The 20434-nt window shown below is 33.8% G+C and carries 12 protein-coding genes; 5 read left to right on the top strand and 7 right to left on the bottom strand.

The features are described 5' to 3' along the window. Positions 1-42: 42 nt before the first annotated feature. The 4 genes from ABJD27_RS22605 to ABJD27_RS22590 all read right to left on the bottom strand — a co-directional run bounded on the left by ABJD27_RS22605 (position 43) and on the right by ABJD27_RS22590 (position 5272). The gene (locus ABJD27_RS22605; RefSeq protein ID WP_348169303.1) at positions 43-2811 is read right to left on the bottom strand and encodes a TonB-dependent receptor; all 2769 of its coding nucleotides are present in this window, start codon (positions 2809-2811) and stop codon (positions 43-45) included. A 91-nt stretch (positions 2812-2902) separates the two neighbouring features. Continuing rightward, positions 2903-3802: a GLPGLI family protein gene (locus tag ABJD27_RS22600; RefSeq protein WP_348169306.1), complete on the bottom strand. Its 900-nt coding sequence runs from the start codon at positions 3800-3802 to the stop codon at positions 2903-2905. A 97-nt stretch (positions 3803-3899) separates the two neighbouring features. Continuing rightward, positions 3900-4742 (bottom strand): GLPGLI family protein, encoded by an 843-nt coding sequence (locus ABJD27_RS22595; protein WP_348169309.1) that lies wholly within the window; start codon positions 4740-4742, stop codon positions 3900-3902. A 23-nt stretch (positions 4743-4765) separates the two neighbouring features. Next, positions 4766-5272: a hypothetical protein gene (locus tag ABJD27_RS22590; RefSeq protein ID WP_348169312.1), complete on the bottom strand. Its 507-nt coding sequence runs from the start codon at positions 5270-5272 to the stop codon at positions 4766-4768. 132 nt (positions 5273-5404) lie between these two features. On the opposite strand from ABJD27_RS22590, the gene ABJD27_RS22585 reads away from it, so the two are divergent. The 5 genes from ABJD27_RS22585 (at position 5405) to ABJD27_RS22565 (ending at position 9984) form a co-directional block, all read left to right on the top strand. After that, positions 5405-7030, top strand: a complete 1626-nt coding sequence (locus tag ABJD27_RS22585; RefSeq protein WP_348169315.1) for a HAMP domain-containing sensor histidine kinase — start codon at positions 5405-5407, stop codon at positions 7028-7030. After that, positions 7023-7700 (top strand): response regulator transcription factor, encoded by a 678-nt coding sequence (locus ABJD27_RS22580; RefSeq protein WP_348169318.1) that lies wholly within the window; start codon positions 7023-7025, stop codon positions 7698-7700. The genes ABJD27_RS22585 and ABJD27_RS22580 overlap by 8 nt, the downstream gene beginning before the upstream one ends. A gap of 137 nt (positions 7701-7837) precedes the next feature. Then, a complete protein-coding gene (locus tag ABJD27_RS22575) occupies positions 7838-8581 on the top strand; it encodes a hypothetical protein (protein WP_348169321.1) in 744 nt (247 codons plus the stop codon). A gap of 4 nt (positions 8582-8585) precedes the next feature. Continuing rightward, positions 8586-9200 (top strand): deoxynucleoside kinase, encoded by a 615-nt coding sequence (locus ABJD27_RS22570; protein WP_348169324.1) that lies wholly within the window; start codon positions 8586-8588, stop codon positions 9198-9200. 265 nt (positions 9201-9465) lie between these two features. Continuing rightward, on the top strand, positions 9466-9984 hold the full coding sequence (locus ABJD27_RS22565) for a lipocalin family protein (RefSeq protein WP_348169327.1): 519 nt from the start codon (positions 9466-9468) through the stop codon (positions 9982-9984). 628 nt (positions 9985-10612) lie between these two features. Here the strand turns inward: ABJD27_RS22565 and ABJD27_RS22560 are convergent. From ABJD27_RS22560 to ABJD27_RS22550, 3 genes are all read right to left on the bottom strand, one after another. After that, positions 10613-13048, bottom strand: a complete 2436-nt coding sequence (locus ABJD27_RS22560; RefSeq protein ID WP_348169330.1) for a sodium-translocating pyrophosphatase — start codon at positions 13046-13048, stop codon at positions 10613-10615. A gap of 121 nt (positions 13049-13169) precedes the next feature. Then, complete coding sequence (locus ABJD27_RS22555; RefSeq protein WP_348169333.1) at positions 13170-13697, bottom strand: inorganic diphosphatase; 528 nt, start codon at positions 13695-13697, stop codon at positions 13170-13172. Positions 13698-13905: 208 nt separating this feature from the next. After that, entirely contained in the window at positions 13906-20280 is a 6375-nt protein-coding gene (locus ABJD27_RS22550) for an alpha-2-macroglobulin family protein (RefSeq protein ID WP_348169336.1), read from the bottom strand. Positions 20281-20434: the final 154 nt, after the last annotated feature.

The raw sequence follows: 20434 nt of genomic DNA, 5'->3' as shown, positions 1-20434 counted from the left end.
TAGTTTTCTGTGTACGCTTTCGCGAAAGCGTATAAAAGTATATTATAAATTATACTTCACAGTAAAGATAACATATCTAGGCTGTACAAAATATTCTGTATTTGAGATGCTAATATCACTTACATTATTATTACTGATTACATCTACATCCAATAAGTTTGTGGCCTGTACTCTAAACTCCCATTTACTTTCTGGTTTTTGGTAATATAAGTTGGCTTCTAAGAATTGATACGTATTACTTAAATCTGTACTATCATCATTGTCATCATAATCATAATAGCTCCAATCTGCTCCAAAAGTAAATCCTTTTAAGAAATTTACTTCAAAGTTTGCAAAGGGTCTATTGGTTAAAAATGTACGGTCTGTAGTTCCATTATCAGATCGAGTACTTGTATAATTGTATCCTATTTCAAAATTAGGAGCGTCTTTAAAGTTTGTTTCAAAGCTTGACTGATAATTCTGAGTAAAGTTCTTAGTGTTACGATCTTGATTATTAATGACATTATTTACGTCACTCCAAGAAACATTTCCTCGTATATTCCATTTAAACTTCTTAAACGTTTTAGAAAAACGTGCATTCCCTCCAAAGGTTTCATCGGCAAAATTGGTATTATTAATAGGTGATGAGATCTGGTCAATTCCTTGAAAAACTCCTGCTGTTTTGATAGGATCTATACGTCTACTATAATTAATTCCTCCAAAAACACTGGTGAAATTAAACATACTAAAACTAAAATAGTTCAGGTTTATATTATGGAATAATGCATTCTCCAGATTACGATTTCCTCTAAACAAACGGTTAAAGTTATTAAAGACAAGGCCTTCTGCATAACTAGTCACATCAGAATATTGTGCCGTTACTTGGTAGTTAAGTTGTAATCTTTTGCTTTGAGCAAATTGAGCAATCGCAAATACATCTGGAAGGACTTTCCACTCGACTTCATCTGTCACACTTCCTCCTTGATCACTTCGTATACCATATCTATGTAACGTTACTCCTGGTGTAAATGTGAATATGCCTGTCTTAAACTTATAGTGTGCTCCTAAAAACCAATCACTAAAATTAAACTGCACATTATTTCCAAGAGAGGATATGTCTCCAGTATCTGGATCTGGTTGAGAATTTTCAAGATTATTAATTCCGTTATTTTCTAATAACTGAAAAATATTTGAATTAAAGTCTTGTCTACTTTGTGTACTTCCTAATGTAAGGTTGATATTGCTCTTCTTATTAATTACATGGTAATAATCCAGTTTTGCATCTAGTTTATTAGTTCGTATTGTTTTATTCTGATTAATATCAAATAGCGTTTGTCCATCTGTGGTTAATGGTAATACCGACTCAAATGGCTGCTGACTCACCAAGGCATTATAAAAAGGATCTTCTTCTTGAAAAAGGTGTTGTGCTGTCCCTGCAAAGATGTTATTCTCGTCTAATGTATAGTATACATTTAAGTTTTGATTTACAGAAAACGGACTGTTTTCTTTAGATTGATCTGTATCGTCAATACTCTCTAGAAGAGTACCATCTGGCGTTGTAGCTCGCTCCGTAGAAATTCCATCAGAGAATTCTGTTTGTTTAGATAATTTTGCAAGGATATCATAATCTACTTGAAGATTTGTGCTTGGTTTGTGAACAGCACTAAACTTCACCATTCCTAATTGATTACGTTGATCACTTACCTCATCAAATTGTTGAGATACACCTTGATTAATAAACGTATTTAAGGAGTTATTTATAAAATTAGTTCGACCATCATTAAGAATTGTAAACCCACTAAGATCCCAAGTTTGAGATGGGCTATAGGTAAAGTTTGCTCCTACAAAATCAGATTCAATTTCATTTGCGCGGTTATTCTGAGTTGTCAGGAATCCAAGACCTCCATCTGACACATTAAATGAAGTACCTCCTCGCCTATTAAATCCTCTAAATCCTCCCGTAAAGTTGAAGTAATCTCTAAAGGTAAATGGAACTTCTCCTGTATTATTAAAATTCCCTATAACATTTATACTTCCTTTTGGGCTGTAGTAAAAGAGTTTTGGTTTTGCAGTATATCGTAACTCATCACCTCCTTCTCCTAAACCAGCTGTAATATCACCAAACCAAAAGTTCTTCTTTCCATCTTTAAGTTTAAGATTAATAGCAATATTATTTTGATCATTTCCGAGTCCTCGCATTTGGGATACTTCGTTATAGTTTTTTAAAACCTCTACTTTTTTAAGAGCATCTGCAGGAATGTTTTGTGTAGCGAGTTTGCTATCTCCATCAAAGAAATCTTTTCCTTCGATCATTACTTTAGAAACTGTCTGTCCATCGACTTCTATCTCACCATCATCAGTCACCTCAACACCTGGAAGCTTCTTAAGAACATCTCCTAGTTTTTTCTCATTTCCGTTTGTAAAACTATCTGTATTATAGACGATGGTATCTCCTTTTACTGTTACTGGAATCTCGTAAACCAACTCTACATTGTCTAATAAGTTGGGGTCTGATACCAGCACAAAATCTTTTATAGCATCAGATGCTTCTTCTGCCACTGTAAAATCTTGAACCTCTGATTTTAGTCCTAGATAACTCACTTTAAGCTCATAGGTTGTGTTTACAGAGAGCTCTAATTTATATCGCCCTTGCGCATCTGTAATACCATAAGATTCTAGGGTACCTTCGGCTTTGTTTGTTGCAATAATATTTGCTAGTTCTAGTGGATTACCTATACTGTCTTTTACAGTACCTCTAAGCTCTATACTTTGGGCAAAGAGACCCATGGGCATTGCAAAAAGCAACACCAAAAATGTAGTTTTTAAACGCATTTTGATTGTATTGATTTAGTTTCCCAAGATATTATACTTCTTGGTGTGTGTTTGTTTTATCTATAATACTACCTTCATCTTGAAGTACTTATTAATTACCTCCAAATCTGCCTCTTCCTCTACCATTACCTCGACGGTTACCTCCTCCAAAACGCTCAGACATTTCTTTTGCTTTCTCATCTACAATTTTCCTATACTCTTCTCGAGTTACTTTCTTCCCTTTTTCAGGTACTTCAATTGCTATTTCTTCTTGGGGGTTTAATACTACTTTGGTACACAACATGGTTGTATTTCCTGTATTTAACTCTAAGATAAGACCAGGTAATCCTCCAAATTCGGCTGGGCCGTGACTCGCAGGAATCATAGGCGTATACCAAGCAGTGATTGTTTCTGTTTTTGGCTCTTCGGCTACTTTATCTTCGGTACTTGCCGTATCTAAAGAATCATTTTTCTTTTCTTGTTGATTATTTCTTCCTCGACGGCCAAGTCTACTAAAAAGATTTTGCTCTATATCTCTAGTGGCAACTGCCTTAAAAACTGGGTATTGCCCTATCATCTTGCTTTCTTTTACCAGTTCCCAAGTAAGATTATTAATGGTATCCTTAATCAAAAAGACTTTACCAAACATGTTGTTCTCTTGTGCATAGGTATTATTAGATACACTTTTATAGATTCCGCCTTGTGTAAAGCCTCCTCCAAAACGACCACCACCTCCTTGTCCTGGAGTCTCAAGTCTTGCCTCTTCTTTGTAAAAAGATTCATCCTTTGTGAAACTTAATGTGTACTCCTTTTCTAAGAAGTTTTTCATACGCTCCATAATTTGCTTCTTACGCTGTTCTGTCATTTGTTGTCCATCACGAGAAAAACGAGAAAGATCTATTGACGTTTTGGTCTTGTAAGTAACAACTCCTTTAATTTCTTGAGAATAAGCGGTCATTGCAAATAACCCTATTAAGAGCATTGCGATACTTCGTACGTATTTAATAATCATAGTCTAGTTATGTTTGGTACCTTAGACTATAAAGTTAAATCAAAGTTTAAGTGTCCTCCTTTTTTTAAGAATACTTTATGATTTACAGCAATTCTGTTTAACCTCCTATTCTAATCTCAAATGAGTTGTGATCTCCTTTTCTACCCCCTCCATTATAACGCTCCATCATTTCTTTAGATTTTTCTTCAGAGATTTTTTCAAATTCTTTTTCATTTACTTTTTTCCCTTTTGTTGGTATTTCTATCGAGATTCCATCTTTAGGATTTATAACTACTTGTGTACACATCATAGCCATTTTACCATCATTTACTTCTAGGATAAGTCCCGGTAATCCCCAAAAATCTTCAGGACCATGTTGTACAGGAATATCTAATGTATACCATGCTGTTGTCACTTTTGTTACTTTCTTTACCTCTTCTTCTCCTTCTCCATTTATACTGCTAAAAGATCGTTCTTCTATCTCTTCTGTAAGTGTCGCTTTATAACAAGTATACTGTCCTATATTCTTGGTTTCCTTCTCTAATTTCCATTCAGGCTTTTCAAGGATATCTTGAACAAGAAACTGTTTTCCCATCAAATCATTTTGCTCTGTATACTTCTGCTCTGCTACATTTTGGTATAAAGCATAATCATCTCCACCCATACCACTCATAACAATTTGAACTCCAGAACTAGATGGGCCTTGCGGTTTATCTAACGATACATCTTCTTTCCAAATAGCTTCTGCACTATTAAAAGTAAGTTTAAACTCTTTTTGGAATTGCTTACGTAATTGTTCTTGTAACATTTTTTGCATTTCGTCCCCCATTCCAGAGGTACTATCCATTTTAAAATCTACATGTCGTTGTGTTTTGTACGTGGCTACACCTTGAATATTTTGTGAGTTTGCTTTCGCGAAAGCGAATACAGTAACAAGTATTGCTAAGATTATATTTTTCATATCTATCCCTTAATTATATATTATTATTGTTTTTTGGTTTTCTCTTTTTCTTCTTCTTTAATGATAATATCACTATCGCCTAGTTTTTTAATGATCACTTTTAAGTTTTCACTTTCATGTACCACTTCTGAAACTTCTTTTAATTTTTCTTTTAGCTCAGTGATATCTATCTCCTTTATACTCTCTCCTGTTTTTATCTCCCCATCAGAATCTATAGATATCGCATATGAAATAGATGTGTTTTCTGAAGAATCTCCTTTTCTTATAATGACTTTATGATGATTTTCATTTTCATCAAGATTATCAGCAATCGCTGTTAATAATTGTTTTAGGTCTTTAATATCTCCTTTATTTAATGATTCGTCATCATTAAGAGAAGCTTGTAATTTTTTTGAAAGATCAACAATAGTTTGCTTGAAGTCATCTTCCTGAGTGTCTGTTAAGATAATCGTTTCTTTTTTTACAACAGTTTGCCCTAAAGCGGTTATTACTGTAAATAAAGCAATCATAATAGTGAGTACTGTTTTCATATTGTTTGAGTTTATGGTTATACATTTTTGAACAGTACAAATTTGCATATCTTCAATCTATATTTACGTTAACCAGTGTTAACGTGTGTTAACCGATTTTTTTACAAGGGATTATCCTCCTACTTTTGGAGTATGCAAGAAAGAAATTATAAAACCATTTTATACTTTATAAGTAGTGTGATCCTCATTACACTAGCAATACAGGTATATTGGAATTACAAAAATTATCAGGCAGGAAAACAACAACTCATTAATGATGTACAAACAAGCCTAGATAATGCTGTAAGTATATACTATGAGAATAAGGCTGCTCAAAACACAATGGGATTTTTTAGTAATAATACACATCCCAAAGATTTTTTTAAATCAGAACGTTTTAAAACATTTACAGACCGAGCTGGAGAAGCAAATATCTCAGATATTGCTTCTATTATTATTCAAGACTCTTTAATTTCTGGGGATTATCTAACTATTCAAGGAGCAACACGTGATGAAATAGATTCTATCATAGGTATTCAACAAAAGAAAATAACTTCTTTCCAAAAAAACACATATACGTCAGATTCCCTTAAACGTAAAAGGTCTTTTACCATTAGAGGATTAGATGGTCAAGCTGTTGATACATTATATACAAGATGGAGCAATAATGCACATATAGAAACATCTCCTTTATTAGAACCTTTTCATATTCAAGAGAAAGATTCCTTTCGCTTTAAAGCACTTTCAGATTTAACAACTCAAATTGTACTTTCTTTTAGCGATGATACAATAGACACCTCTTCTATAGATTCTTTATTTGCTGATGAATTAGCTAGAAAGAATATAGACACAGAACATAATCTCGTTTTTAAGAATTGTCATATTGAAGATTGCCCTACAAATAAAAAAGAAGCATTAACCGATGATCTTATTGTCACTTCTTCATCTTTATTACTTCCAGATGATGGTATTTTAAAAGCTGGAGTCCAAAATATTGCCAGTGTTGTTTTAAAAAGGAATCTTCTAGGGGTATTACTTTCAGTATTATTACTAAGTGCTGTTATAGGCAGTTTATTATACCTACTATATATTATACGACAACAAAAACAACTAGCAGAAATCAAGAATGACTTTATAAGTAATATGACCCACGAGTTTAAAACACCTATTGCAACTATAGGTGTTGCTATGGAGAGTATCCAACATTTTAACCAGACTGATGATGCTGAGAAGACAAAGAAATATGTAGAGATGTCTTCTCAACAAGTAGGTAAACTAAACGAAATGGTCGAGAAACTCTTAGAGACAGCAACTATAAACAGTGAGGCACTAGCACTTAATAAGCAGGAAACAAATATGGTGGAGTTGCTTGAAAGTATCCAACAAAAATACACAGCTACACAACCTGAAAAAGAAATTATTTTTGATCCAAAAGATGATAATATATGGATTCCTATAGATGCATTCCATTTAGAAAATGCACTTGATAATATCGTAGATAATGCTATAAAATATGGCGGTAATACCATAAAAATCACTGTACAAAAGCTAAAATCAAATATACAAATAGCTATATCTGATTCTGGAAATGAACTTACAAAAATGCAAGTTTCTCAAATTTTTGAAAAGTTCTATCGTGTTCCTAAAGGAAACACTCACGATGTAAAAGGATTTGGTATCGGGCTTTATTACACAAAAGTAATTATAGAAAAACACGAAGGGTCTATTTCTGTAGATACCAATCCAACCAATTTTAAAATTCTTCTACCATATGTCTAAGATTCCATTACTTCTAGCCGAAGATGAGCCAGCACTAGGTCAAATTGTAAAAGAGAGTTTAGAAACGCGTGATTTTGATGTAACTCTTTGTACAGATGGACTTCAAGCATTACAATCATATACAAATCGCAACCCTGCTATCATCGTACTCGATGTGATGATGCCAAAAATGGATGGCTTTACAGTTGCAAAAGAAATACGCAAACTAGATGACACCATTCCTATTATATTTCTTACTGCAAAGTCTCAAACTGCAGATGTTGTTGAGGGTTTTAGTATAGGAGGAAATGACTACCTTAAAAAACCTTTTAGTATCGAAGAACTTATTGTGCGTATTAATAATTTACTCAATAGAAGTTTAGAACAAAAAAACGCTGATACTCTAAAAATAGGCGAATATATATTTGAATTTCCAAAACAGGTATTACGCTTTCGCGAAAACACACAAAACCTAACCCACCGAGAAGCACATCTTTTATTTCATCTATATAAGAACAAAAATCAAGTTCTAGACCGATCTCTTATTCTCAAAAAATTATGGGGTGATGATGACTTTTTTAATGGTAGATCAATGGATGTTTTTATCACCAAACTTCGTAAAAAACTGAAAGAAGACCCTACCATCTCTATTGTAAACGTAAGAGGGTTTGGATATAAATTAATTTGCTAATACAAACAAGATTTAAAAAGGGATAAAAGTTTTTTTTGCTTTCGCGAAAGCGTATCTCTAAAACGGCTAGATTTTTGTACTTTGCCTCTCCTATGAGATTCTTAGTGTTTTTCCTATTATTCTGTACACATACTTTTATGTGTGGTCAAACCTATACCGCTACAAAATTAAATAGTGTTCCTTTACAAACAGAACGTTTTGTAGGAGTAGACAACTTCCAGAATAGCTATTACATTTCAAATAATACCTTTTACAAAAAAAGTGATTCAAACACTATTGAGTTTACAGCACTTAATCTTGGAGAAATTACAAGCGTAGACTTGATTAATCCTCTTAAAATAACTGTTTTCTATAAAGATGCTAATACCGCTGTTATTCTAGACAATACCCTTGCTGAGATTAGACGTATTAATTTTAGTGATATTGAAGAGTTTAGAAATGTAAGTCACGCTACGACTGCTGGAGATAGACGATTATGGATTTATAATACAGACACACAACGGTTAGAAATATTTAATTATAATCAAAATAAAGTAGTGACAGAATTTCCGCCTACTTCTCAACCTATAAAAGAGCTCATTAGTAATTTTAATGTGTCTTGGATAAAAACAGCATCAGCTATTGATTCATATACCATATACGGGAGTTTTATCAATTCATATCCCATCAAAGATGAGATTACATCTATTATGGAGTATCAAGATACTATCTTTGCTATTATAGAAGAACAGTTGTATTATAGGAGCTTAGGAGAAAATGAATTTTTAAAAATTGAAATTCCAGAAATTACATTAAAACAGTTTTCGATCAAGGATGAAATCCTTTATATTTACAATGGTCAAAATTTGACCTCTTTCAGACTCAACAAATCAAAAGAATAATCTAATGCACATTGCAATCGCCGGGAATATAGGCGCAGGAAAAACGACCCTTACAAGACTTCTTGCCAAACATTACAAATGGACTCCACAGTTTGAAGATGTGGTAGATAACCCTTATCTCGACGACTTTTATAATGCCATGGAGCGTTGGTCTTTTAATCTGCAAGTATATTTTTTAAATAGTCGTTTTAGACAATTGCTAGAAATACGTAACAGTAAGAAAAGTATTATACAGGATCGCACTATATATGAGGATGCTTTTATTTTTGCTCCCAATTTACATGCAATGGGTCTTTTGACTAATCGTGATTTTAATAATTACCGTTCTCTATTTGACTTAATGGAAAGTGTGGTAGACGCTCCAGATTTAATGATCTATTTACGTAGCTCTATTCCTAATCTGGTTTCGCAAATACACAAACGTGGCCGTGATTATGAGAATTCTATTAGTATAGACTATTTAAGTCGTCTTAATGAACGATACGAAGCTTGGATACACGACTACAACAAAGGAAAACTTCTTATTATTGATGTCGATAATATTAATTTTGTAGACAATCCTGAAGATTTAGGAGAGATTATTAATAAAATAGATGCCCAATTGCACGGATTGTTTTAGACTTCTATATCATTTACTTTACAAATAGATACAACAAACGCTACATCATCTTAGGGCTTCATTTATCTTTATACTATTCACCTATTACTGACTAAGTATATGGGTAATAACTTATATTTTTCTAGGATACTATTATATCCATTAAATCACTATAGGTAGTTCATTTTTACAAAAAAAATTCTTCCATTTTATTTTTTTATAAAAGAACAAGTCAATAAGATTTTATTACATTCGCAACTTATTTTTTTTAATCCAAATTAATTTTATGAAATTTTTAAAACTAACATTAATTATATTATTTACAATTTCAGTTGCTTCTTGTAGTTCTGATGATGATAGCTCAAATCCTAGTTCTGCAAATATTTCTGGAATATGGCAGGGAGAATCTTTTGATTATACAGGAACATCTACTACTGAAATTTTAGGAGAATCTATTACAACCAGTTTTGTGGGAGAAACAGAAAATATCAACTACACGCTTACTTTTTCAGAAAATCCAAATGAAGTTATTGCCGATGGATCTTATGATGTTATTTTAACGACAACTTTAGAAGGACAAACAACAACTCAGACGGTACCTGGAATTGATTTTTTAAACTCTGGAAGTTGGGAGTTAGATGGTAATACATTGACTTTTATAGTAGATGGAGAAGCATCTGAAGCAACAATTGAAACACTTACCGATAATTTATTGGTTCTTGTAATATCAGATACACAAGAAATCAATCAACAAGGCGTAACTGCATCAACCATGATAGACGCTGTATTGACATTCACAAGATAAGTAGATACTATACTGTTTTTAGTATAAAAAAATGCGAGCTAAAAAGCTCGCATTTTTTTTGCGCCAAAACATATTGATCATTTAACAATAACAACCATTGTGTATTTTAGCCATTAAAATTACCTTTTGTCGGTGTTTTTAAGTAAAGTGTTAATTTTACTTATATGAAGTTTTTAAATTTTATTAGCTTTGCTCACTGATAAACCCAAATTACAATTATGATTTTTTTTAAGATATCCCTATGTACTCTTTCAGAAAATCTTACTATAATTGAGGAAATCATTATTCTATAGATAAGGAAGTCGCTGATAACTAGCGAAGTAATTCAATTATCATTATAGATAATTTAAATTTAATACATTCGTTAAAAAATCAAGCCCTAGTTAACGATCAATAAACAATAGATCTTAACGCCAAAATAAATGTTACTACAATTTCAGAACTCACAAATAGTTCTCTTGCATTAACAATTATAAAAAACAGTACAAGTACTATTTTATAGTACGACAACAGTAGAAAATAAGAACGCTACATTTGTGTTTACTAGCTAAACACCTAAGTTACTTGAACGCAAAACGCGAGCCAGATGGCTCGCGTTTTTTATAAAACATATTTTTTAAACAATCAGTTACTTTCCTGTTTTCACTTTGATAGTAACGTTTTCTTTTGAAGACTCAACAGCTGCTTTTACTTCTTCTACACTACCTTCATATATTTTTTCTTCTGTAGTAGTTTGACCGTCTTTAGTAATTGTAGTTGTCACTGTAGCTTTTGCTTGTCCATCATTTCCAGCATTCATTTCTACTTGAACTTGCTTTTCTACTTCTTTATCAGAAGTAATATTAGCCACAACTTCTATTTCTTCAACTTCTGTTAATGCTACACCATCCTCTATATGTCCACCTAAAATTGGTGCAATTACAAGTCCTATTAAACACGTAAGTTTAATAAGAATATTCATAGATGGTCCAGATGTATCCTTAAAAGGATCTCCTACCGTATCTCCAGTTACTGCTGCTTTATGTGCATCAGATCCTTTATACGTCATTTCTCCATTAATTTCTACTCCAGCTTCAAAAGATTTCTTAGCATTATCCCAAGCACCTCCAGCATTGTTTTGAAAAATTGCCCAAAGAACACCACTTACAGTAACCCCAGCCATATATCCTCCTAACATCTCTGCAATCGCTAAATTATCCATTCCAAAAAGTAATGGTACAAAAGCAATCACCAAAGGAAAACCTATCGTTAATAATCCAGGCAACATCATTTCTTTAAGAGACGCCTGTGTTGAGATAGCCACACATTTATCATATTCTGGTTTCCCAGTACCTTCCATAATTCCTGGAATCTCCTTAAACTGACGACGTACTTCTTGAACCATTTCCATAGCTGCTTTTCCTACAGCATTCATTGCTAGTGCAGAAAACACTACAGGTACCATTCCTCCTACAAAAAGCATCGCAAGTACGGGTGCTTTAAATATATTAATCCCATCTATTCCTGTAAAGGTTACATATGCTGCAAATAATGCTAGAGACGTTAATGCTGCCGAAGCAATTGCAAATCCTTTTCCTGTTGCTGCTGTTGTATTTCCAACAGAATCAAGAATATCAGTACGCTCACGTACAATAGGCTCTTGCTCACTCATTTCAGCAATTCCACCTGCATTATCAGATATAGGTCCAAAAGCATCAATAGCAAGTTGCATTGCTGTTGTCGCCATCATTGCAGAAGCGGCAAGTGCCACTCCATAAAACCCTGCAAATGCATACGATGCCCAAATAGCACCAGCAAATAATAATACAGAAGGGAATGTAGAAATCATACCCGTTGCAAGACCTGCAATAATGTTGGTCCCTGCTCCAGTACTAGACTGTTGTACAATTTTTAAAATTGGACTCTTCCCTAATCCTGTATAGTATTCTGTTACTGAAGAAATCACAGCTCCTACTATTAATCCTACAAGTGTTGCATAAAACACACGCATAGAAGAAATCTCTTGTAATCCCTCTCCAAAGAATTCCATATTCATAGTTTCCGGAAGCATCCATTTACATAATCCAAAACAAGCTGCAGCTACCAAGATGATAGACGTCCAGTTTCCTTTATTAAGAGCACCCATTACTTGAGACTCTTTGGCTTCATTACTGCCTATTTTTACAAGCATAGTTCCTATAATAGAAATTATAATTCCTATTCCTGCAATTGCCATAGGCAATAATATTGGGCCGATACCTCCAAAAGCATCAGAAATATTACCTCCCATATCTTTAATCACATAATTACCAAGTACCATTGCTGCAAGTACTGTTGCTACGTATGAACCAAATAAATCGGCTCCCATACCTGCCACATCACCTACATTATCTCCTACATTATCTGCAATTGTTGCAGGGTTACGAGGATCATCTTCTGGAATTCCTGCTTCTACTTTACCTACAAGATCTGCTCCTACATCAGCTGCCTTTGTATAAATACCTCCTCCTACACGTGCAAAGAGCGCAATAGACTCAGCTCCTAATGAGAATCCAGCAAGGGTCTCAAGAACAATAGTCATATCCATTGTATTTGTCCATTCACCTCCCATAAAGAAGTGGAAGAAAAAGATAAAGAAAGCTGTAAGTCCTAAAACAGCAAGACCAGCAACACCAAGTCCCATTACAGTACCACCTCCAAAAGATATCTTAAGAGCATTTGGTAAACTTGTACGAGCAGCTTGTGTCGTTCTTACGTTTGTTTTAGTAGCTATCTTCATTCCTACATTTCCTGCAAAAGCAGAAAATATAGCTCCAAAAATAAATGCAATCACAATAAGCCAATGTGTTGTAGGCACTACAAACGAAACAATCGCTAATAAAACACTTACAATAACAACAAAAATAGCAAGCAATCTATATTCTGCACTTAAAAAAGCCAAGGCTCCTTCATAAATGTGATCAGAAATCTCTTTCATTTTACCATCTCCTGCATCTTGCTTCATTACCCAAGAGCGCTTTACTCCCATATAAATTAGCCCTAATACTGCCATTGCAATAGGCATATAAATCATCATTGATTCCATATAATATATTTTTGGTTTAATTATTTTTTTAGCGACGCTAATGTAGGAAAATCAGAGCGAACAAAAAAAGCCTCAATCCAAAGGATTGTGGCTAATAGCTAATTCTTTAAAAATAGGTGATTTAGTAGATACTTACTTCACTACGTGGCACGTCACTATCTTGATAACGTTCTATACATTTTGCAACAATTTCTTTTGCTTCATGTACATCTCCCCATCCTCCTACATCTACTCTCTTTTCTTCAAGATCCTTATATACCTGGAAGAAATGTTCTATTTCTTTAACCAAGTGTCCATTAACCTCAGAAAGATCATTTACACGACTTGCAATAGGATCACTTACTGGAACACAAATTATTTTTTCGTCTGGTCCTTTCTCATCTGCCATATGAAAAACTCCTATAGGCTTCACTTCAATCACACAACCTGGAAATGTAGGCTCGGTTACCAATACCAGCACATCTAGAGGATCTCCATCTAGTGCTAATGTTTCTGGCACAAAACCATAATCTGCAGGATACATCATAGACGAAAAGATCATACGATCGTAACGTATCTTTTTAAGTTCAAAATCGTACTCATACTTATTACGACTCCCTTTAGGAATCTCGATAAGTACGTCAAATGTTTTTATTTTATCTATTGTCATATTCATATTTAAGAGACACGAAGGTCTTTTGTTTTTTTACGCTTTCACGAAAGCGTACCCTAAAACTTAAAACACATATTTAAATAATTGATAACCAGTTAAATAAAATCAATACGTATGTGTATTCTTCGTTTTCGGGGTGCAAAAATACGCTGAAATAGCATTATAGCCAAAGAATACTATGTTAAGTTTAGGTTACTTAATACTATTATTCTATAATAATCTTCATCCCAGAGGTATGATTAGAAAATTCTGGAGCATACATACTCTGTATTGTACTTATTCCATTAGAAAATTGTCCTTTATTATTTACTCTTACATCATACTCTAACACATAGGTTCCCATAGGTAAATTATCAAAAAAGAAATGTGTCGCTGTATCTCGTGTACTTTGATAATAAGAAACTCCATCTTGATATTTATGCTGAGACAAAACATCTATAGGTTCCAGTCCACTAGCACGCATATCTTTAAGATGCACAAACTCCATATTACTTTTTACTTTAATGGTCAATCTCACCTTTACTGTTTGTCCTAATGCCAGAGTAGTCGTGTCAGAAATTTGCTCTAGTGGTAGTGTCGCATCATTTTTGTTTACTAAAAACAAAGATTTTGAGAGGTTTAATACAGTGCCTTCTATTTCTTCAATCTTATCTAAATCTTCAAAATATTGCCAGTACATGCCGCCATATCCTACCGAAGTCCCTTTATTTTTAATCATTGTTTTTCCCAATGATGTTGTCACCTCATCACCATTCCATACAGCCTTCACGTACCCTGTTCCATCCTCTCTCGGTGCTTGATCCATCTGTTTTTGATTTTCTGGAGTCTGCATTTCTATTTGAGTAGTATCATCTAGTGTTACAAATGAATTTCCAGTCATTAGAAGTGCATATACCGCAGCAGCTGTTGCCTTTGTTGTTTTCCAATCTCCTGCTCGTTTTTGTTGTAATAGCCAGATTTTAAGCTCTTCTACAGTTTCTTGATCATCTAAGACCTCATGAAAAGCCTCTATAAGTAATGCTTGTGTTTCTATAGGAGCTTCATGCCAGAACCATCCAGAACGATTATCTTTCCAGTACATCCCGTTTACCTTAGATTGCACGGCAGATTCTTTTAAACCGATAAGAATCTTAGTTGCCATTTCTCTATTACCCAATCGATCATTTATAATCGCAAGCAATCCTTTTTGATAGGTAGATTTTGCTAGCCATTCTTCATTATAATACGCTAGTGATTTATCTATAATAGATTGAATATTGGATGGTAACGGGTATTCTTTTAGGAAAAAAGATCTCGCATATAAAAAGTGCAAATGATCTATACGTTTATAAAACGCAGAGGTATCTTCATAGCGTTTTGCATACCTTTCTAACTGATCTTCCAGTTCTATATCTAGATAATCAATAGCCTCTTCAAGCATTTCTGGAGCTTGCACTTCAACTCCAAGTTTTTGTAAATGACCTATCCCTGAGACAATATGTCTTGTAATATAATAATTGCTTTGACCTCCCGAAAACCAAGGAAATCCTCCATCTCCGTTTTGTTTTTCTATTAGTTTGGCAAGTGTTTTTTCTTGAGCTGCTGCATTTTTTTCTATATCAAATAATAACCCTAAGCGTTTTTTCTTTTCGGTTTCAGACTGTGCATCTCGTAACCATGGAGTTTCAGAAATAAGAATAGATTTTAATGCTTCATTTTTTTCTAAGGCACTTTTTAACACCCCATCTCCCTTCCAAGACTCGAAGATTTCTTTAATCTTAGGATTGCTATTAAGGACTTTCGCCGAAAGGCTATTTGCATACATTCTAGAAAATGTCTGCTCTGAACATTCATGAGGAAACTCCATTAAATACGGTAAGGCCTGTAGTGCATACCAAGACGGATTAGAAGTATATTCTAATGCAAATTTCTGATGTGTTAGCGTCTTAGATGTTGTGTTTATAAGATGATCCATGGTTACTTCACGTTCTTCGCCAGCTCTAACAAGAAAAGGAACCGTTTCTGTCACCATCATTCTATTTGATAAAATAGGTAAGATATTTTCTTCCCCATCAGAAAATGAACCTGCTTTTGCTACCATACGGTATGTCACTGCTTGAACTCCAGACGGAATCTCTAATCTCCAGAATACACTTGCATTCCCATACGGCGCAACCATAATCTCTTGAGTTGCTTTTATATTATTAAGTGCTACATCAACAGGTTTCATGGTGATTGCATCAAAAAGCTGTAATTGCACAGCACCATCCATTTCTTCATCAGTAAGGTTTGCGATTTTTGCACTTAATTCAACCACATCACCTTCTCTTAAAAAACGAGGGGTATTGGGAACCAAGCTCAAATCTTTCTGAGTAATGACATCTTTTTCTAACCCTCCACTGGTTACATTTTTAGTATGAGCAAGTAATCGGAAACGCCACTGTGTTAATAATTGCGGAGCATCAAAAGTAAATTTGATTTCCCCTCTACGGTTTGTAGTCAAATGTGGATAGAAAAAGGCAGTCTCATTCAGGTTTTTACGAATGGTAACACCTTTAAAATCAATAACTTTTTTTGGACCTTTTGAAATTTCGCTTGTAATAAGTGCTTTATCAGCAGAAAAATTAAAAGCGATACTATCTTGTATAGCAACACCAGACGCATTACCAGAAATTGTGACTGCCAACTCATCCTCTGTAACGTATTCGATATCATCTGAAGAAACTTCACTTACTGCATAGCCTAATGCCTTCTTCTCTCTTCGTATTCCTTGTGCAGTGATAACAATTCCTTCTAGACTAGTATCTACTTCAAGAGTCGTGTACATGACTTCTCCTGTTACTTTATATTCCTGCGTTATAAATCCTATAGAGGAGATTACCAAAATATCCGACGGAACCGTTGTTATAGAGAACTCTCCGTTAAAACCTGTCTGTACAACGTCTTTAGTTCCTTTAACAGTTATAGTCGCATCAGATATTGGTAAACCGTTTACATCTAATACGATCCCTATCGTATTGCCTACTTGAATAGTATGTGTCTTATGTTTTAGTTTCTGTATGCTTCGTCTTCTTCGTAAGTAATTATTATAGAGGTAGTTTCTGTTATTTAAATCTAATCCAAAGAAGTTTATTTTATCAAAAGCAGTTCCAAATCTACCAAAACGTTTTTCTCTATTTATAACTCTAAAGTTATTTACAAAATTTTCAGAACCCTGATCTATAGAAGGTACATGCCTATTTACATAGTCTTTAATATTAAAATCAGTATTCCAGTAACTCTTTGCAAAGACATCTAACGATGCATCGTACATAGACGCAAGTACTTCTGCAGCGACTTTCTTTCCTTCTGAGTTTTTGATTTTAAAACTCCATCTCTCTTTTGAATCTGGATATAACTTACTTCTAAATGTTTGCGTCTCTATCTCAAGAAAGTCTTCGGGTACCGAGAGATCAACAGGAATGTCTTTATGAAAAAATCTCCCAAACCGTGCATATTTCAAACGAAGGGTGATTTTTTCCTCGTAGCTTTTATCTAGTTGAATTTTGATTATTTTCTTCCCGTCAATGACTGCCTTATTTTTATAAAATCGACTGTCTTTATAAAAACCATCAATAGACACTGACAAATCCTGCAAGGACGTTTTAATAGCCACTTCTACATATCCATCTTTACGAGGGTCTTTGTTAATCACTTTATAATTTAACAACTCATTTTTAGGAAGGTATTTTTGAGTAGGTTGGTATACTGTAAGAGGTTGTTCTGTCACGACAGAGACACCTTCTTTACTTTGGGCTGTATGTTCTATCACGTATGTTCCCGCTTCCCAAGCCACACTTGTACGTATTGCCTCTTTATATTGAGATACTTCTTTAAAAACACCTTCATACACCAAAGCGCCTCTTGATTTTGGAATAGTATCTAGATCATACAATTCATTAGGAAATGCTTCTTGAAATGCTTTTTTAGAAATTTGCTGATACTCTGGGGTCTCCCAAAGTCTATCAAAAAGAATTCTATTAGGTGTATCAAGTTTAAAAATCTTAATAGTGTTATCACATGCAACCTGAACATCGTTTAAGTTCTTATTCTCTACATCAATTTCAATCGATTCTCCTCCATCAACCTGCTCAGAAACTGTAATTGTTGTGAGAAGGTTCTTCTTACCTACTTTAATTCTTTTTACAGCACTACGTGTTTCTCCATTAATATCTGTGATATCAACTTCTATTAGAAATTCAAAAATCCCATCTATAGATTGCTCTTCATAATCTGCAATAAATTTAATTTCAAAATTCCCTTTATCATCTGTTTTAAAATAATCTGTTGCTAGCTGACGTTCTCCTCCGCTATTTGAATAATAGTACCAATTACGAAATACTTTTTTTCTAGTGATTTTATAGACTCCTGTAGCTTGAGTAATATTAGATCCTAAAAAAGCTTTTGCATTTCCAGTAATGGTTACAGTGTCATTAGGCGTATATGTTTTTGAAATATCATCAAAGGTTATTTCAAATGTTGGGCGTTTATAGGCTTCTACCCTAAAACTCTTATAACCCCTATCGATATCAAAGTTACCATCCCAAAACGCTGAGTCTTCATCAGGCTCTTCTAGATAAATACTAAAACGTCCTGCAAGCACATCTTCTGGAATAGTGAATTCTCCAGAAAAGGATCCATACTCATTAGTGATCACTTCTTTTTCTAACAATTCATCTCCATTACTACTTTTAATATAGAGTATTGCTTTTTGTTGAGGCACAATTGTAGATTTCTTATGTTCTCTTTGCAATAAGATTCCTTTAAAATATAAAGTTTGCCCTGGTCTATAAATTCCTCTATCTAGAAATATCTCAACTTTAGATCTCTTTTTATTATCTGCATCTATTCTATAAGAAGGGTACACATTATTATTAAATCGTAACGTATCTTTATTATATACTGCAGTAAAACTTACTCTATTGTTACGATAGTTATTTTTTCCATCATTACTTTTTTCTACACTATACTCTCCATAGGCATCTGTCACTCCAGAGGTAGTATATACTTCCGAAGTAGACGTAGATGACACTTCGACATTTTCTAGAGGCGCACCAGATTCCCGATCATAAAATCGAAAGGTTTTTCTCTTATTATAATCCGTGATCGTATACCCTATTTTTGTGACTTCTGTATACCCAAAAGCATAACTTCTGGAAGATTCCAACCTTTTATTATCTGCATATATAAGATATTTTCCGTGTGGCAATTTAGGTAGGAGCACTTCTGTAGTGTGTTGATTCACATCTTCTGCACCTGGCAATACATATACTAGTGAGTCTACAATAGCACTTTGATGCTCATCCCCTTTTATAATGCTCCAAAAATTGGCTCCTAATTGATATCGTTGCTGTGAATCAAATGAAGGTGGGATTCTAACAATTTTTACTTTTAATGTATCTAGATTTTTATAGGTGATTAGCATTCTGTTTGCCTTATTAGGCAACACTTGTGCTTTAACTTTTATTGAAAGTTGTACTTGATTTATTTCATTAAGTAATTGTTTTGCGCGTGCAGCCGCTTCAGAGGTTGGGTATTTATCAATAAGAGTTTCACAAATTTCTTTTGCCTTTAGATAATACCCTTGAGTTAGATTAGTCCTTGCTTTATCTACATAATAACTTGCTAGTTCATATTGTAATATACTTTGAATAAAGTGTGTGTTATGCTTTCGCGAAAGCGCACTCAACCCTTTTTCATATAATTCATCTTTATCGTTCTTTATATAATATTGCTGTGCAAACTTTAAACGCTCTAACTGTGCATAGACATACGCTGTGGGATCAGAATCCTCCGCATGAATCTTTTCAATCTCTTGTAAAAGCTTAACAGCATTAAAACTTGAAACTAGAGTATCTTTTGTCTCAAATACTTCCGCTCTAAAATTCTCTGAAGAATCAAAAAAAGAAGGATGTTTTATTTCAAAAAGTATTGCAGGTCTATCAATTCCATACCATGGAGTTTTATAAAAAGCCATCGCTTCTTGCGCTATAAAATCATAGAGTGTAGGCTTATACTGTCTATTTACAAGTCCTTTTAAAACAAGTTCTTCAACATCTGAAATTGGAATTTTTATAAGCTGTTCTTTATAAGTTAGGGCTTCTTTATACGTTTTTATAATCTCATTTATAAACTTTACCCCATTCCACATGCTTATATCTTCAGATTTTTCGACTACTTGGGTGCGTTGATTTATTCTATACCGATTATTGGTATAATAATCAGTGAGTAATCGTGCTTTAAGTAACTTAAAAATTGCTTTTTGAGTAATGGGCATTTTTGCAGAAGCCACTTCTATCTCTTTAATAATGGAGCTCTCAACATCTTCTTCTGTAATTTTAAGAAATTTCCACCTGTATATAGAAGCCTTTACATAGTCATTTAAGTGGTTTTGATTACGGCTCTCTAATCGAATACTGTCTACAATTTTTAATGCAGTTTTTACTTGACTTCTAAGTTCTAGCGTGTCTATTTTGATCCATTCTTTTTGAAATGGAGATTCTTGGGCTATAGCACCTTGAACACTACATATAAAAAGCAAGAAAGCAATAATTATTCTCATGGGTTGGATTTTGGTCCAAAGTAAAGATAACGCTCTTATAGATTCAAATGGCAATTAGGGAATACACCTTTTAAGTGAGGGAATGGATGTGTTTACGCTTTCGCGAAAGCGTAATAAAACAGTAATATTCTTCATAACAAAAGCCCTGGCAACC

Source organism: Dokdonia sp., assembly GCF_039945015.1.
Classification (GTDB): Bacteria; Bacteroidota; Bacteroidia; order Flavobacteriales; family Flavobacteriaceae; genus Dokdonia.
Note: the sequence above shows the minus strand (reverse complement) of the source record. Positions and strands in the feature narration are given on the sequence as shown.

What these genes read in the sequence shown, in the direction of transcription:
- ABJD27_RS22580 (WP_348169318.1), top strand. Translation starts at nt 7,023, where the DNA reads ATGTCTAAGATTCCATTACTTCTAGCCGAAGATGAGCCAGCACTAGGT.
- ABJD27_RS22590 (WP_348169312.1), bottom strand. Translation starts at nt 5,272, where the DNA reads ATGAAAACAGTACTCACTATTATGATTGCTTTATTTACAGTAATAACC.
- ABJD27_RS22570 (WP_348169324.1), top strand. Translation starts at nt 8,586, where the DNA reads ATGCACATTGCAATCGCCGGGAATATAGGCGCAGGAAAAACGACCCTT.
- ABJD27_RS22560 (WP_348169330.1), bottom strand. Translation starts at nt 13,048, where the DNA reads ATGGAATCAATGATGATTTATATGCCTATTGCAATGGCAGTATTAGGG.
- ABJD27_RS22550 (WP_348169336.1), bottom strand. Translation starts at nt 20,280, where the DNA reads ATGAGAATAATTATTGCTTTCTTGCTTTTTATATGTAGTGTTCAAGGT.
- ABJD27_RS22600 (WP_348169306.1), bottom strand. Translation starts at nt 3,802, where the DNA reads ATGATTATTAAATACGTACGAAGTATCGCAATGCTCTTAATAGGGTTA.
- ABJD27_RS22605 (WP_348169303.1), bottom strand. Translation starts at nt 2,811, where the DNA reads ATGCGTTTAAAAACTACATTTTTGGTGTTGCTTTTTGCAATGCCCATG.
- ABJD27_RS22565 (WP_348169327.1), top strand. Translation starts at nt 9,466, where the DNA reads ATGAAATTTTTAAAACTAACATTAATTATATTATTTACAATTTCAGTT.
- ABJD27_RS22595 (WP_348169309.1), bottom strand. Translation starts at nt 4,742, where the DNA reads ATGAAAAATATAATCTTAGCAATACTTGTTACTGTATTCGCTTTCGCG.
- ABJD27_RS22555 (WP_348169333.1), bottom strand. Translation starts at nt 13,697, where the DNA reads ATGACAATAGATAAAATAAAAACATTTGACGTACTTATCGAGATTCCT.
- ABJD27_RS22575 (WP_348169321.1), top strand. Translation starts at nt 7,838, where the DNA reads ATGTGTGGTCAAACCTATACCGCTACAAAATTAAATAGTGTTCCTTTA.
- ABJD27_RS22585 (WP_348169315.1), top strand. Translation starts at nt 5,405, where the DNA reads ATGCAAGAAAGAAATTATAAAACCATTTTATACTTTATAAGTAGTGTG.